The 14760-nt window shown below is 44.3% G+C and carries 16 protein-coding genes; 2 read left to right on the forward strand and 14 right to left on the reverse strand.

The window, feature by feature from the left end; genetic code table 11:
• Positions 1–198: 198 nt before the first annotated feature.
• The 10 genes from tkt to tmk form a co-directional block, all read right to left on the reverse strand.
• A complete protein-coding gene (gene tkt, locus O3651_RS06215; protein WP_371609910.1) occupies positions 199–2175 on the reverse strand; it encodes a transketolase in 1977 nt (658 codons plus the stop codon).
• Positions 2176–2373: 198 nt separating this feature from the next.
• Entirely contained in the window at positions 2374–2616 is a 243-nt protein-coding gene (locus O3651_RS06220; protein ID WP_005592291.1) for a hypothetical protein, read from the reverse strand.
• Positions 2617–2780: 164 nt separating this feature from the next.
• On the reverse strand, positions 2781–3716 hold the full coding sequence (gene msrB / locus O3651_RS06225; RefSeq protein ID WP_371609911.1) for a peptide-methionine (R)-S-oxide reductase MsrB: 936 nt from the start codon (positions 3714–3716) through the stop codon (positions 2781–2783).
• 167 nt (positions 3717–3883) lie between these two features.
• Complete coding sequence (locus O3651_RS06230) at positions 3884–4237, reverse strand: arsenate reductase family protein (protein WP_061909788.1); 354 nt, start codon at positions 4235–4237, stop codon at positions 3884–3886.
• A 135-nt stretch (positions 4238–4372) separates the two neighbouring features.
• Complete coding sequence (locus tag O3651_RS06235) at positions 4373–5548, reverse strand: 3-phosphoglycerate dehydrogenase family protein (RefSeq protein ID WP_371609912.1); 1176 nt, start codon at positions 5546–5548, stop codon at positions 4373–4375.
• A gap of 12 nt (positions 5549–5560) precedes the next feature.
• A complete protein-coding gene (gene serC / locus O3651_RS06240) occupies positions 5561–6652 on the reverse strand; it encodes a 3-phosphoserine/phosphohydroxythreonine transaminase (protein ID WP_371609913.1) in 1092 nt (363 codons plus the stop codon).
• A gap of 139 nt (positions 6653–6791) precedes the next feature.
• Complete coding sequence (rsmI, locus tag O3651_RS06245; RefSeq protein WP_371609914.1) at positions 6792–7658, reverse strand: 16S rRNA (cytidine(1402)-2'-O)-methyltransferase; 867 nt, start codon at positions 7656–7658, stop codon at positions 6792–6794.
• 2 nt (positions 7659–7660) lie between these two features.
• A complete protein-coding gene (gene yabA, locus O3651_RS06250) occupies positions 7661–7978 on the reverse strand; it encodes a DNA replication initiation control protein YabA (protein ID WP_005591852.1) in 318 nt (105 codons plus the stop codon).
• A 9-nt stretch (positions 7979–7987) separates the two neighbouring features.
• A complete protein-coding gene (locus tag O3651_RS06255) occupies positions 7988–8890 on the reverse strand; it encodes a DNA polymerase III subunit delta' (RefSeq protein ID WP_371609915.1) in 903 nt (300 codons plus the stop codon).
• Positions 8887–9525, reverse strand: a complete 639-nt coding sequence (tmk, locus tag O3651_RS06260) for a dTMP kinase (protein WP_125390289.1) — start codon at positions 9523–9525, stop codon at positions 8887–8889. Before tmk ends, O3651_RS06255 begins: the two co-directional genes overlap by 4 nt.
• A gap of 180 nt (positions 9526–9705) precedes the next feature.
• Between tmk and O3651_RS06265 the strand changes: the two genes are divergently transcribed.
• Positions 9706–10593, forward strand: coding sequence for a YitT family protein (locus O3651_RS06265; RefSeq protein ID WP_125390290.1), 888 nt, complete (start codon positions 9706–9708; stop codon positions 10591–10593).
• 52 nt (positions 10594–10645) lie between these two features.
• Here the strand turns inward: O3651_RS06265 and O3651_RS06270 are convergent, their stop codons facing one another.
• The 4 genes from O3651_RS06270 to glmU form a co-directional block, all read right to left on the reverse strand.
• Positions 10646–11338: a 5'-methylthioadenosine/adenosylhomocysteine nucleosidase gene (locus O3651_RS06270; RefSeq protein ID WP_371609916.1), complete on the reverse strand. Its 693-nt coding sequence runs from the start codon at positions 11336–11338 to the stop codon at positions 10646–10648.
• Positions 11339–11420: 82 nt separating this feature from the next.
• On the reverse strand, positions 11421–11732 hold the full coding sequence (gene macP / locus O3651_RS06275; RefSeq protein ID WP_045500835.1) for a cell wall synthase accessory phosphoprotein MacP: 312 nt from the start codon (positions 11730–11732) through the stop codon (positions 11421–11423).
• A gap of 12 nt (positions 11733–11744) precedes the next feature.
• Positions 11745–12296, reverse strand: coding sequence for an NUDIX hydrolase (locus O3651_RS06280; protein ID WP_371609917.1), 552 nt, complete (start codon positions 12294–12296; stop codon positions 11745–11747).
• An 8-nt stretch (positions 12297–12304) separates the two neighbouring features.
• Positions 12305–13684: a bifunctional UDP-N-acetylglucosamine diphosphorylase/glucosamine-1-phosphate N-acetyltransferase GlmU gene (glmU, locus tag O3651_RS06285; RefSeq protein ID WP_371609918.1), complete on the reverse strand. Its 1380-nt coding sequence runs from the start codon at positions 13682–13684 to the stop codon at positions 12305–12307.
• A gap of 528 nt (positions 13685–14212) precedes the next feature.
• Here glmU and O3651_RS06290 point away from each other — a divergent pair.
• The gene (locus O3651_RS06290; RefSeq protein ID WP_125379822.1) at positions 14213–14497 is read left to right on the forward strand and encodes a bacteriocin immunity protein; all 285 of its coding nucleotides are present in this window, start codon (positions 14213–14215) and stop codon (positions 14495–14497) included.
• Positions 14498–14760: the final 263 nt, after the last annotated feature.

A 14760-nucleotide genomic window follows, 5' to 3' on the forward strand; every position in this document is an offset into this window, starting at 1 on the left:
AAATGATTTCCAAAAGAGAGTGGGACAGAAATCGGTCATTCGTTAGAATTCGATTTCGTCGTCCCACCTCCGCACAGTTGAGTAGGGCTGTAAAAGCTGATGAAATCAGCGTAGTAGAGCCCACTCAACCACTGCGTCTTGCTCGACAATCCAAAGACAATTGAGAGGCTAGGACTTTTGTCCCAGCCTCTATGTCATTTATTTAAGATTTTTAACAACTTCTGCTACGTGCTCAATTGTAAAGCCGTATTCTTCCAGAATCTTGCTTGCTGGAGCAGATGCACCGAACTGGTCAATTCCGATAACTGCACCGTCAAGACCAACATACTTGTACCAAGGCTGGCTAGCTGCCATCTCGATGGCTACACGGCGACGAACTGCATTTGGCAGAATTTCTTCTTTGTAGGCTGCATCTTGAGCGTCAAAAAGCTCTGTTGATGGCACGCTGACCACGCGGATTTTAGCGCCTTCTGCTGCCAATGCTTTAGCAGCTGCAACAGCCAAATTAACCTCAGAACCAGAAGCCAGCAAAATGGTATCGAAATCTGCTCCTGTTTCATAGACCACATAAGCACCTTTAGCTACCTTGTCAAAGTCTGTGCCTTCTTCAACTGTCAGATTTTGACGGGTCAAGACCAGAGCAGTCGGAGTCGATTGGCTCTTAAGGGCCAGGTACCAAGCTGCCTGAGTTTCACGCGCATCTGCTGGGCGGAAAACAGTCAGGTTTGGAATGGCACGCAGACCAGCCAAATGCTCAATCGGCTCGTGCGTTGGGCCATCTTCACCAACTGCAATTGAGTCATGCGTGAAGACATAAGTCACTGGCAAGCCTTGCAGGGCAGACAAACGAACAGCTGCCTTAACATAGTCTGAGAATACGAAGAAGGTACCACCGTAGACGCGAAGACCACCATGAAGCGCCATACCGTTAAGAATCGTACCCATAGCAAACTCGCGCACACCAAATTGGATATTGCGGTTGAGACGGTGGGCATCATCCTGCAAGCCGTCTTCCTTGATGTAGGTCATATTAGAGTGAGCCAAGTCAGCAGAACCGCCAAGGAAAGTTGGAAGCACCTTAGCTGCTGCATTGAGGGCATCCTGACTAGAATTACGGGTCGCTTGAGAGAAGCCATTTTCAAGCACTGGGAAATCTTCTGGCTTGATCTCTACTGGATCCTGACCAGCGATGATAGCCGCTACTTCTGACGCCAATTCTGGATGAGCTTGCTTGTATTCCTCTACTAGCTGTTTCCAAGCATCGTATGCTGCGGCACCACGCTCTGCTACATTTGTACGGTAGTCAGCATAGACTTCCTCAGGAATCTCAAATGGCGCATAGTCCCAGCCCAAGGCTTTACGAGTAGCTTCTGCTTCTTCTGCTCCTAGAGGCGCACCGTGCACTGCATTCGTTCCTTGCTTGTTTGGAGAACCGTAACCGATAACCGTCTTAACTTCAATCAAAGATGGCTTACCGGAAGCTTTCGCTTCATTGATAGCTGCATCAATCGCAGCAAGATCCGTTCCATCTTCTACCAAGGCAGTGTGCCAGCCGTAAGCTTCATAGCGGGCACGAACATTTTCTGTAAAGGAATCCTTGGTTTCCCCGTCCAAGTTGATATCATTTGAATCGTAGAGAACAACCAGCTTGTCTAGCTTTTGCAGGCCAGCGTAAGAAGCCGCCTCAGCTGAAACCCCCTCCATCAAATCGCCATCACCACAGATGACATAAGTGTAATGGTCGAAAATCGGATAGCCTTCACGGTTATACTTGGCAGCCAAGAAACGCTCTGCCTGAGCAAAACCAGTCGCTGTAGAAATCCCTTGTCCCAATGGTCCAGTCGTCGCATCAACTCCAGCTGTATGACCAAACTCTGGGTGACCTGGTGTCTTAGAACCCCATTGGCGGAAGTTTTTGATTTCCTCCATGCTGACATCTTTAAAGCCAGACAGATGGAGCAAGGCATAAAGCAACATAGAGCCGTGTCCTGCAGACAGAACGAAGCGATCGCGGTTAATCCAATTTGGCTCTTCTGGATTGATACGCAGTTGTTTGGTAAATAGGTCGTAAGCCATCGGCGCAGCGCCCATCACGACACCAGGGTGGCCTGACTTAGACTTTTCAATCGCGTCAATTCCTAAAAAGCGAATGGCATTAACAGATAATTGTGACATTGAATTCTCCTTATAAAAAATTTAGCGGGCTGCTACAACCAGCAGACATTCCTACGCTCATTTTTCTTATTTCCATTATATGAAATTTTTGCCTTTCCTGCAATAATGGAAAGGCCATTCTTTCCTTCAGTAAAAGAATCCCACAAGCAAGCACTCATAGAATTCTAGTTATATATATTTCCCTGTAAAATCGGCTACTTATTGAATAGTAATGCCGTATTTTTCATGATTTTCTTCGTACCAATTAATCAGAGCAATAGCCGTTTGATAAGTAATATTTTTAATTTTGCTGCTACCTTTGACAAGTGTCAAGATGCTCATTTTGCTGATGTTGGCATCTGTCGCCACACGATAGCTGGTCAAAACTCCATCGATTAGTAATTGAATAACAGCTTCTACCTTTTTATAATCAGACATTGTAGTAATATCCAATTTCTCCATTTTACATTCCTTCCATAACATTTATCTTTTCCTAACCATTATACACTTTTCTATGGTATTTACATATATAAATGCTTGGAGCGTTAAAAAAGAGGAAATTGGCTGATTATTTCTGTCTAGTTTAGCTAGATTTTGAAAAGGTTGACAAGCGACCAAAGTGAGTATTAGTCCATATAGGATAGCAGGTAGCCGTAGCCTTCCTCTTCCATTTGCTCTTTAGGAATAAAGCGCAGAGCTGCTGAGTTGATGCAGTAGCGCAGGCCGCCTAATTCCTGCGGACCGTCGGTAAAAACATGACCCAGATGGGCATTTCCTGAGCGACTCCGCACTTCGATTCGCTCCATGCCATGACTCAAATCTTGATAATACTTGATAACCTCGCGAGCGATAGGACGAGCAAAGCTCGGCCAGCCGCAGCCAGACTCAAACTTGTCAGCCGCAAAAAAGAGTGGTTCGCCAGTTGTCACATCAACATAAATCCCTGCCTCAAAAGTGCTATTGTAAGCATTATGGAAGGGGCGCTCCGTTGCGCTCTGCTGGGTCACCTGATACTGCTCCTCACTTAGCACTGCTTTGAGTTGCTGCTGGCTAGGCTTAGGATAATGGCCCGCATCGACCAAAGGCTGCTCAGCATCCTTGACATTGATATGGCAATAACCCGTCGGATTTTTCTTGAGATAATCCTGATGATAATCCTCGGCCAAGATATAATGGCGCAAGGGCTCTAGCTCTACAGCCAAGTTTTGCCCTAATTGCTCCTCCTGCTCAGCAAAAACCTGCTCGATAGTGGCGCGATCTTCCTCACGGACATAGTAAACACCTGTCCGATACTGACGGCCAATATCATTCCCCTGTTTGTTGATGGATAAGGGGTCAATGACTCGGAAATAGTAGAGCAAAATTTCCCGCAGGCTGATTTTTTCTTCGTCATAAATCAAGTGCACCGTCTCCGCATGGTCGGTCTGGTGAATGAGCTGGTAGTTGGTGGACTCTACTTGTCCATTGGCATAGCCTACTGTCGTCTCCTCAACGCCTTCAATCCGAGAAAAATATTCCTCCAAACCCCAGAAACAGCCGCCTGCTAGATAAATTTCTGCCATAAACATCCCTCCAATCTTTTCCTCTATTTTCTCATAAAAAGAAGAACTTTTATAGGATTTTGATTGGGACTTTCTTAGAAATCATATCAAATACTGCGCCTCTATGGATTAACTAAATTTAATAGTTTCAAGAAAATATAAAAAGACAGGAAATTTCCCATCTTTGATTAAAGGTTTAATTCCTTATATTCGGTCCGATAGCCAACTTGCACAATCCGATCATCTTGGACTAGCAGTGGTCGCTTAATCAGCATGCCGTCTGTCGCCAAAAGTGCGGCTGCCTCCTCAGCAGAAAACTGAGGCACCTTATCCTTGAGCCCCAATTCTCGGTACTTGATACCACTAGTATTAAAGAAAGACTTAATCTCCAAATCTGAATGAGTCATCCATTGCAAAAGTTGCTCTTGGCTAGGCGTTTCCTTGACAATATCCACCGCTTCAAAGTCTACTCCTAATTGATTAAGCTCAGCCTTGGCCTTACGGCAGGTAGAGCATTTTGGGTATTCAATAAATTGTAACATTGTTTTTCCTCCGTCCCTATGATAGCCCAGCTAGCTCCTTCTTGTCAAGCCGAGACTCATTAGAAAAAGCCGACAAGCGAAATGCTCATCGGCAGGCACAGACGCATTCCATAAAGAAACACCTCTATTTTTCGATTATTTTTTAATCAGACGCACGCGCACAATATTGTCGCTCTTCTCAAATTTATCAACCAGCTCCTGAATCTTGCTTTCATCCGACTCATCCAGATCCAGCAAAGTATAAGCATAATCACCCTTGGAACGATTGATGATATTGTCAATATTGATATTCAAATCACTGACCGCTGTTGAAATCCGAGCTACAATATTCGGTACATTTTTGTTAATCAGGGTAATCCGATAAGGCGCTGAGAGAGCTTGACGGACATTAGGGAAATTCACTGAGTTGATAATCTCGCCTGTTTCCATGAAGCGTCGAATGGTTTTCCCAGCCATAATGGCACAGTTGAGCTCAGCTTCCTCTGTCGAGCCACCCAGATGTGGAAAGACAGTAATCTGTGGATGACGGAGCAACTCTTCTACACCAAAGTCTGTGATATAGCGCTTGATAACACCTGTTTCCAAAGCTTCAAAAAGGGCAGCATTGTCCACCAGCTCGCCACGGGCAAAGTTGACAAGGGTTGTTCCCTTTTGCATAAGACCAAAAGCAGCCCGATCAAAAGTAGCACGTGTATCCTCAGTCAGGGGCACGTGGATAGTGATATAATCACTCTTCTCAAAGATTTCCTTAATGTCTGCTACCCGTTTGACATGACTAGAAATATTCCAAGCTGTTTCAATGGATACATAAGGGTCATAACCAAGGACATTCATTCCTAGACGATAGGCATCGTTGGCAATGCGGCCACCGATTGCTCCAAGCCCAATGACTCCCAAAGTCTTCTCTGCAATCTCTGTCCCAGCAAACTGCTTCTTACCAGCTTCCACTTGCTTGGGAACATCATCACCAGAAAGGCCATTAGCCCAGCTGTTAGCTGCGATATAGTCACGCGCTGACAGGAGGACGGAAGCCAAGACAGCTTCTTTCACCGCGTTGGCATTAGCTCCTGGCGTATTGAAGACTACAATCCCCTGAGCTGTTGCCTGTTCGACCGGAATATTATTGGTTCCCGCGCCTGCTCGCGCAATAGCTTTTAGATTACTTGGAAAATCCTGTCCATGCAGATTTTGACTGCGCAGGATATAAGCATCTGGATTGTCCGACTTATCTCCGTCAATCTGAAAAGCATTGCCCAGCTCCTTAAGTCCGATTTGATTGATGTTGTTAAAGGTTTTGACACTAAAGACCATAGATTCCCTCCCTTAAGAATTCTCTTCTTCAAATTTCTGCATAAAGACAATCAAGTCCTTGACACCTTGGAGCGGAAAGGCATTGTAGAGACTAGCTCTCATGCCGCCTACGCTGCGGTGCCCCTTGATATTCTTAAATCCTGCTGCTGCAGCCTCTTTGTTAAATTTGGCATCCAGCTCTGGGCTAGGAGACACAAAGGGAATATTGGCTACTGAGCGTTGCTCCTTATAACGGACTGGACTGCGGTAAAAGTCAGACTGCTCAATGAAGTCGTACAAAAGGCCAGATTTTTCACGATTACGCTTTTCCATTTCTGCTACGCCGCCTAGCTCCTTGACCCAGTCAAAGACCAGCTTGGCCATATAGATAGCGAAAGTAGGCGGTGTATTGTAGAGAGAGTCATTGTCCGCCTGAATGCGGTAGTCCAACATGCTAGATAGAACTGGCTCATCATTGAGCAAATCCTCACGAATGATGACCACTGTCACACCGGCAGGTCCGATATTCTTCTGAGCCCCAGCATAAATCAAACCGAAATCCTCTACTCGGTATTGAGCAGCAAGGATATTAGAAGACATGTCCGCCACAATCGGCACGCCATTGGTCGCTGGCAGGTCGTAGATAGCCGTTCCTTCGATAGTATTATTGGTAGTCAGATGCACATAAGCCGCCTGCGGATCAATCTCCTTTTCATCGAAAGAAGGAATTTCCGTGTAATTTAAGTCCTCTGACGAGGCCAAGAGAATAGGCTCAAAAGGCACTGTCTTAGCCAGCTTGACAGCTTCAGTGTAAGCTTTCTTTCCCCAAGATCCGGCTACTATGTAGTAGGCCTTGCCGCCTTGAACTAGATTAAGGGGAATCATGCTAAACTGGGTAGAAGCTCCCCCCTGCAGGAAGAGTACGCGGTAATTATCCGGAATAGCCATGAGCTCACGCAGCAAGCTCTCAGCTTCTTTGATAATATCGTCAAATTCTTTGGATCGGTGGGACAGCTCCATCACGCTCATGCCACTTTGGGCATAGTCTAAAAACTCAGCCTGAGCTTTTTTCAAGACTTCCTTGGGCAATACTGCCGGTCCAGCAGAAAAATTGTAAATCGTCATATCCTACCTCCAAAAATGTATTTTGTCTATCATATCACAATGTTCAGAAAATTTCTATAATTCTTTCAAAGATATTTTTCTTTTGGGGAAATTCCCGAACAAAAGGAGGATTTTGAACAAAAAAACTAGTCGAATAGGACTAGTTTCTGTCTTCTTCATGATAAAGGGCATAGAGCTGACTCTTATTGCGCCCGTATTTTTTAGCTACTTCCTTGATGGCCTGATTTTTCTTGCTACCGGATTGGACCAAGCTGTCAATTTCAGCCAAGAGATCCGCATCCGCTTTTTCTTCCTTCTCTAGACTTGCACCAGCCACAATCAGGAGGCACTCGCCCTTAAGAGAGTTTTCCGCTAGATAGTCTATCAACTCAGAAATCCTTCCTCTTTGGTATTCTTCGTAGATTTTGGTGAGCTCGCGAACCAAGACCACCGAGCGGTCGCCATAGACTTCCAGCATATTTTCCAGCGTAGCCTTGACCCTGTGAGGAGATTCGTAAAAGATCTGTGTCTCTGGATAAGATTTTTTACTCTCGAAAAATTCCTTCTGTTGCCTAGACTTACGAGGCAAGAAACCATAAAAAACATGAGGCTGAGGCGCTAAACCACTGGCAATAAGAGCGGAAATCCCAGCACTGGGCCCCGGAACCGTCACCACAGCAATGTCCTCAGCAATAGCCGCCTTGACCAAATCATGACCCGGATCCGAAATGCTAGGCAAGCCAGCATCGGATACCTGGGCTAGATTTTGACCTGATTTGAGCAAGTCCAGCAAGATCGGTATCTTTTCTTGAGCATTGTGCTCATGAAAGCTGATCTGTCGAGTCTCAATCCCAAAGTGTTTGAGTAGAAGACCTGTATTTCTGGTATCTTCAGCCGCAATAACATCCACTTCCTTGAGGGTATTGACCATGCGAATGCTCATGTCATCCATATTTCCAATAGGAGTCGCCACCAAATACAGCTTGCCGTAGGGCGACTGTCCCTTAAAACTCTTTTGAATCTGCATCTCTACTCCCTGAATAACAACTCGTCGCAGAACATGCACTCCGCATCGTTTTCTCGGCGTTGACCATAGAAATCTGTGCACACATGAAAGCCATCGTAGTACAGTTTGCGGAGATTGTCCCGATTTTTATTGATTTTAACCGGTGCTGCTTGCTCTACCTCACCTAGTCGCTCTCTCAGCTTATCATTTTCTAGCTGGAGGACGATATTTTCCTCGACGACACTCTTGAGATTTTTCTTGATGGCCTCTACCTCGGCAAGGGTCACTAAAAGCGTCTGAGAAAAATCATCCAAGGCATCAAATAGTTCTTTTTTATTCATTTTCTGCTCCTATCTTGCTTGGGCACTGGCTTTTAAAATCATGTATTCCAGAGCATTTTGAAAAGACACATTGGCTCGCCACATCTTCTTTGCTTCTAAGAGATCTTCCAGTTTCTTGCGACCTGCCTCGCTTCCAAGTTCCTTGGCCAGCAAGACCTCCAAAATTTTAAAGGCCTGCTCCTGTTTATCCTTGTCCTCAGCCAGTTTAGCCAGCTTGGCCACTTGGAGATAAGCCTGATTCTCATTGGTCAGGGCAGCCTTAACAAAGCGCTGACTCTCACTGACCAGCTCAAAGAAAGACTTGTTGGAAGCCAACTGATCGGCCTCTTCCTGGGTCTGGCTATATGTAGCCAGCAACTCAGCCTGACTTTTGATTAAGCCAGCCTCTTCCAGCTGGTGCTGGAGAGCGACCTGATTCTTCCGAAAGTGAAAAATCTGCGTTCGGCTCTTGATGGTGGACAACATCAGATGCTCATCGGCTGTTAAAAGAAAGATGTAAATCTCACTCTGGGGCTCTTCGATGACCTTGAGGAGGGAATTAGCGGCATTGACATGCATCTTATCTGCATCACAGATGATAAAGACCTGTTTGTTGCCCTCCATACCGCTCTGGGAAAAACTTCTCACCAGCTCACGAATGCGCTCCGTTTTAATAATGCCATTCACCGGCCGCACAATCGTCACATCCGAAAAGTCCTCACTCTCAATCAAGCGACAAGACCGGCAAATACCGCAGGGCCAAACTCCCTGACGATTTTCACAAAAGAGACTCTGGGACAAGGTCAAAGCCATGGTAAAACTAGAAAAATTCCCCGAAAATAAATAAGCATGATTGAGCCGCCTTGCTTCTAAGATTTGCTGAAAAGTTTCTGTAAGCTGAGGCTGGGCCTGACGTAATTCTTCTACTGTCATTTTTCTTTGATAAAACGTTCTTTAATAACTGCCAAACTGTCGGCCACGACTTGCTCCAGTGGCTGACTAGCATCTATCTTGACGACACGTTCTGGTTCCTTTTCTAAAATAGCCAGATAGCCTTGACGCACGCGCTCATGCAGGTCGAGACCTTCCAGATCCAAACGATTGACTTCGCGCTCCTTATTTCGAGCAATGCGAGCCAGACCTTCCTTGACATCAATATCGAAATAGAGAGTCAAATCCGGCTTGAGACCATCTGTCGCAAACTGATTGAGCCATTCAACATCGTCAACCGCCAAGCCCCGGCCGTAACCTTGGTAGGCTACCGAGCTATCAATAAACCGATCTTGCAAGACCCATGTCCCTTGCTCCAAGGCGGGCAGAACCTTCTCCGCCAAATGTTGACGTCGGCTGGCAATATAAAGCAGCAGTTCGGTCTTAGCATCCATGGCTGTGTGCCCCTTATCCAAAATCACCTCACGGATTTTTTCAGAAATAGCGACACCGCCAGGCTCTCTAGTCTTCAGCAACTCATAGCCCATCTCTTTCAGCTGAGGAAGCAAAGCCTCTAAAACACTGGTTTTCCCAGCACCTTCTGGGCCTTCTAGCGATATAAAAACACCTTTTTTCATTGTTTTCCTTTTACATTCATTCTGCCAATGGCTGCAGAAATTCCTATTTTAGTCTATGCTTTATTGTACCAAAAATTATCCCAAAAGCCCATAGAAGAATTTCTCGAAAACTATTTCATATTATTTTCAAAAATGAAAACTTTTGATAAAATAGAGTCAGAAAATTCTTAGGAGTGTCTGATGTTTAAATTTAAAAATGTACTGGCCATCATTCTGGGGGCTGGAATTTTTTCTTTTGGGATTCATTATTTGGTGATTCCTTTTCACTTATATGAGGGGGGAGCAACGGGGATCACCTTGATTGTCTACTACCTCTTCAAGATTCCTGTATCAACCACCAATTTGGTCATCAATATTCCACTCTTTATTCTCGCTTGGAAATTACTGGGAAATCGCACCCTTTACCTTAGTATTTTAGGGACTTTCTCTGTATCAGCTTGGCTTAAACTATTCGAATTGCTACCTGCTTCCAAACATTTACAAGACTATTTCTTCTCTTCCTTGGATGGCGATGTCTTACTAGCCTGCCTTGGAACGGGAATTATTCTTGGAGTTGGTCTAGGCATCATTTTCAATGCTGGGGGAACGACTGGTGGTACCGATATCGTAGCTCGTATATTCAATAAATATACCAGCATCTCCATGGGCCGCCTCATGCTGACAGTGGACTTTATCGTTATTTCTCTGGTTCTTTTAGTCTTTAAAGATCTGCGCATGGTTTCTTATACACTCATGTTTGTCTTTATCACCTCTCGTGTTATTGACTTGATTGCTGAGGGTGGCTTCGCGGGCAAAGGCTTCCTAATTGTCACCAGCAAACCAATAGAACTAGCTGAAGCCATCAATGAAAAACTTGGAAGAGGCGTTACCTATCTGCAAGGACAGGGCTTCTATAGCAAGCAAGATTTGCAAATCGTTTATTGCGTTGTCTCTCGTAACGAAATGCAGCAAATGAAGAAACTCATCAATGATATCGATCCATTTGCCTTTACAACCATTACAGAGGCCCATGAAATCTTAGGAGAAGGTTTTACCTTAGACTCTAACAAACAGCCTATCGTCAAATAAATTTATCCTAAACGAAAAGACTTCAGAATGAACAATCATTCTGAAGTCTTTTTTATTCTAAGTTATTCAATAATTGAATGAGAGTTTCAGCTGAGCGCTTCCCTGCTTCTATGATAAATTCATCAAAAGTGATATTGGCATCATGGCTGGCTGTATCGCTCATCGCACGAATGACCATAAAAGGCAATCCAAGAGAATGAGCGGCTTGGGCAATGGCTGCTCCCTCCATTTCGACTGCCAAAACATCAGGAAAATGTTGTTTAATTTGGTCAATCTTGTCCTGCCCAGCGATAAAGCTATCTCCCGTCGCAATCAAGCCGACTTGGCTCACCTGCTGGTTCTTTTCCAGCACTGCTTTCATCTCCTCAACCAAGTAGCGACTGGCTTCATAGTAGAGAGGTTGCCGTGCCATTTGACCGTAGTCATAGCCAAAAGCTGTCACGTCCACATCATGGTAGACCAAACGATCTGCCACTACTACATCTCCGATTTCCAAGCCTGAAGCTACTGCTCCAGCGGAACCCGTATTGATGACCGCCGTCACCTCAAAATCATTGGCTAAAACAGCCACACTCATGGCTGACATGACTTTGCCGATTCCACTTTCCACCAAGACAACCTCATGATGGCCAATCCGGCCAGTATAATAAACATGCCCTAGGCGCTGGTGTTTCTCAGCCATCTCCAGATACTCTACCAGCAGCTTCAACTCCTCAGGCATAGCCGCGATAATTCCGATTTTCATGATTCATTCTTTCCTTTTTACATTAAAAAGAGGGAGAGGAAGCAGAGTTTCATTTTCTCGTTTCCGTCACTCCCCTTCTTTATCATAGCCAAATAATGGCCGCAATTAAACCAATCAAAAGAAGCACAATCCAGAACAGGATTTTGTTTAACTTAGCCTGAAAAATACTTCGTTTTTGATTTTCGATTCGACGACTTTTGATAACTGTCGGTTCAACTTCAATCTGCAGAGTATCCTGATTGACAGCTTGACGTGGAGCAGCATAACCGAAAGTTCCTTTTCTAGCAATAGAAATGACCTTAGTTTCTTCATCGTCCATCAGCAAGGGACCATCAATATGTTCTCCACGATTGGCCCGCTCAATGATTTCATCTGTTAATAAAGCTTTTCCCATTGATCTACGTTCCTATTTATTCAGATTTTTTTGTTGCCAGTACTGAAGAGCCATGATGGTCTTGGCATCGCAGATGTCACCGTTTTTCAGCAACTGCTCCGCCTCCTCCAGACTGACCTCAAAAAGTTCCAATGTTTCATCCTCGTCTTGAGGACGAGGGTTTTCGACCTTTGTTAAATGGCTGGCGCTGTAGAGCTTGATTTTTTCATTGCAAAAACCGATGGCAGAGTAGAAATCATAGACCAACTCCAGCTGAGCAGTGTAGCCGGTCTCTTCTTCTAATTCTCGGAGGGCAGCCGCTTGCGGATCTGCATTCTCTCCTAGCTCAAGCTTACCAGCTGGAATCTCGTAAGAAGTCGCTTCAATTGCCTTGCGGTACTGCTTGACTAAAATCATCTTATTTTCTGGGGTGATAGCAATCACAGCCACTGCGCCATTATGAAAAATCAAATCCCGTTGAGCTTGGCCTTTGCCCTCTGGCAGCTCTACCTGGTCCTGAACCACTTTAAAAATCGGTCCCTGATAAATCTCCGTCCGTTGGACGGTTTTTTCTTCAAATTCCATGGCTGAACCTACTTATTTTGAGGATGGTGAGGAAGACGCTTAGCATAATCTTCCTTGTTAATCTGACGGCCACGTCCCAGAGCAATGGCATCTGCTGGCACATCTTTAGTAATAGTGGAACCCGCACCGACAAGTGAATTGTCACCCAGCTCAACTGGGGCAATAATGGTCGAGTTGGAACCAACAAAGACATTATCTCCAATGATAGTCTTATATTTCTTCTGACCATCATAATTGACCGTAATTGTACCCGCACCAAAGTTGACATTAGCGCCAACCTCAGAGTTTCCAATGTAGGTCAAATGGCCAGCCTTGGTATTTTCTCCAATTGACGATCCTTTAACTTCAACAAAGTTGCCGACATGGACATCCTTAGCCAGACTAGAACCTGGACGAATGTGAGCGTAAGGCCCAACCGTCACTCCATCTGCCAATCTAGACTCTTCAATCATCGAGTTTGTAATGACCGCTCGCTGACCAATTTCTGAATCTACAATATAAGTCCCATTGGTCAGGATCGTCTCTGCCCCAATCTTTGTTTGACCTTTCAGAGTCACGTTGGCTTCAATTTGCACTTCAGGCGCGATTTCTACATCAATATCGATATAGGTCGCATGAGGATTGACAAAGCTGACACCGTTAATCATGTGCTGCTGGTTAATCCGGCGGCGCATAATGCTTTCAGCTGTCGCCAAAGCCACGCGGTCGTTGACACCGAGACTTTCGTCAAAGTCTTTCAGCGTATAAGCACCGACCTTTTCACCATTCTCGCGGAAAATGCCAATCACATCTGTAATATAGTATTCTCCTTGAGCATTGTTGGTATTGATATTTTTGAGTGCCTCAAAGAGACGGGCATTGTCAAAGACATAAGTCCCTGTATTGATTTCCTTGATTTGTTGCTCAAAGTCAGAAGCATCCTTCTGCTCGACAATTTTGATGACTTCTCCATGCTGGTTGCGCACGATCCGGCCATAGCCAAAAGGATTGTCCGCTTCTGCTGTCAGGATTGTCGCAACATTCTTGTGATTGATATGAAAGTCAATCAGATTTTTCAGACTTTCTCCCGTAATCAGAGGAGTGTCGCCAGCAATAACTAATGTTTGACCAGTTAGATTTTCCAAAACAGGCTCAGCCATCATAACCGCGTGACCCGTTCCCAGCTGCTCGGTCTGACGGACAAACTCTGTCTGACCTGCCAAGACTTGCTCGACTAGCTCTGCCTTGTGGCCAACAACTGTCACAGTCTTCTCAGGCTCAATAGCATTGACACTGCGGAAAACATGCTCCAACATGGAAATCCCTGCCACCTTGTGCAAGACCTTTGGTAAATCTGATTTCATGCGAGTACCCTTACCCGCAGCCAAAATAACGGCATAATTTGTCATAAATGAACTCTTTTCTCTAAGATATTACCCTTATTATACCACTAAAAGAGAATTTTTTAAAATGCTAATTGCAGAAGCAGGAAATCGCACTTAGAGAAAAAGGTTTATGGACCAAATCACTCTGCTCAATTCGCAATCTACTCCATCCAGACCAATTCTTTAAACTTCTTCTAGCGGAGCTTAAAAACGTTTTTTCCTTCGTTTATACTAGCTTTTGATAGCAGCGAATGATCAGCAAATTGTTCTCCTTAAACACACTATATGTCTAATACTTCTATTATCAAAATTTGGTTGACGATTACACATTTAAAATTGATAAGTAAAGAAATATTTGCTATAATGATATAAAATCAAATGTTCACCCCTGTCTTATAAAGTGCAGGAAACTCTCAAATCTACTAGGACAATACTATTATTATGTGACCCATTTTGGGATGATACTATTCAAGAATTGAGAGCCCCATTTTATAGTTTTATTGTTTTTAACTAGCCAATTTATAAATTTAAAGTTGTAAGGAGATCTTGGTTATGATGTTTACTAAAAATCGCAAGAAGAGAGATGAATACTACCAACAGATTGACAGAATCTATAATAGCGATAGTATCATCATTAGCTCAAAGCTACGTGAAGAGCTCCTAAATAGTGCCAAAGGGCTACAGAAGGGGGACCAAATCAGTTATTTGGCATTTAAGTTGTATCCTTTTGTATGTGACGAGGTGCTGAAGAATAAGTCCGATGAATTGATCGCATTCAAAAAATACCTTGAAAAAACAAGATGGAAATATTATTGGGGAAGTGTACTCATTCGTTAGGGCATAAGTTGCAACTGGCACTTTTGAAAGCATTCAAGATGAATACGCAAATCATCTTCCAATATGGTATGATGATCAAAAACTCATAGAATCTCATAGTGGAGCTGGTGGGCTAGCAACTTACAGTTCACACTAGTTGAGGCTCTGTGAGTTTTTTTCTTGTACGATATTTACAATCTAGCCATAAAAAAGAGGTTAGGACTCTTTTGTCCCAACCTCCTGAATATAGGTACTGTTAGTTCACTAAAGTGGGCTAGAGCCCC

This window comes from Streptococcus sp. 27098_8_73, assembly GCF_041432495.1.
In the GTDB taxonomy this organism is placed as follows: domain Bacteria; phylum Bacillota; class Bacilli; order Lactobacillales; family Streptococcaceae; genus Streptococcus.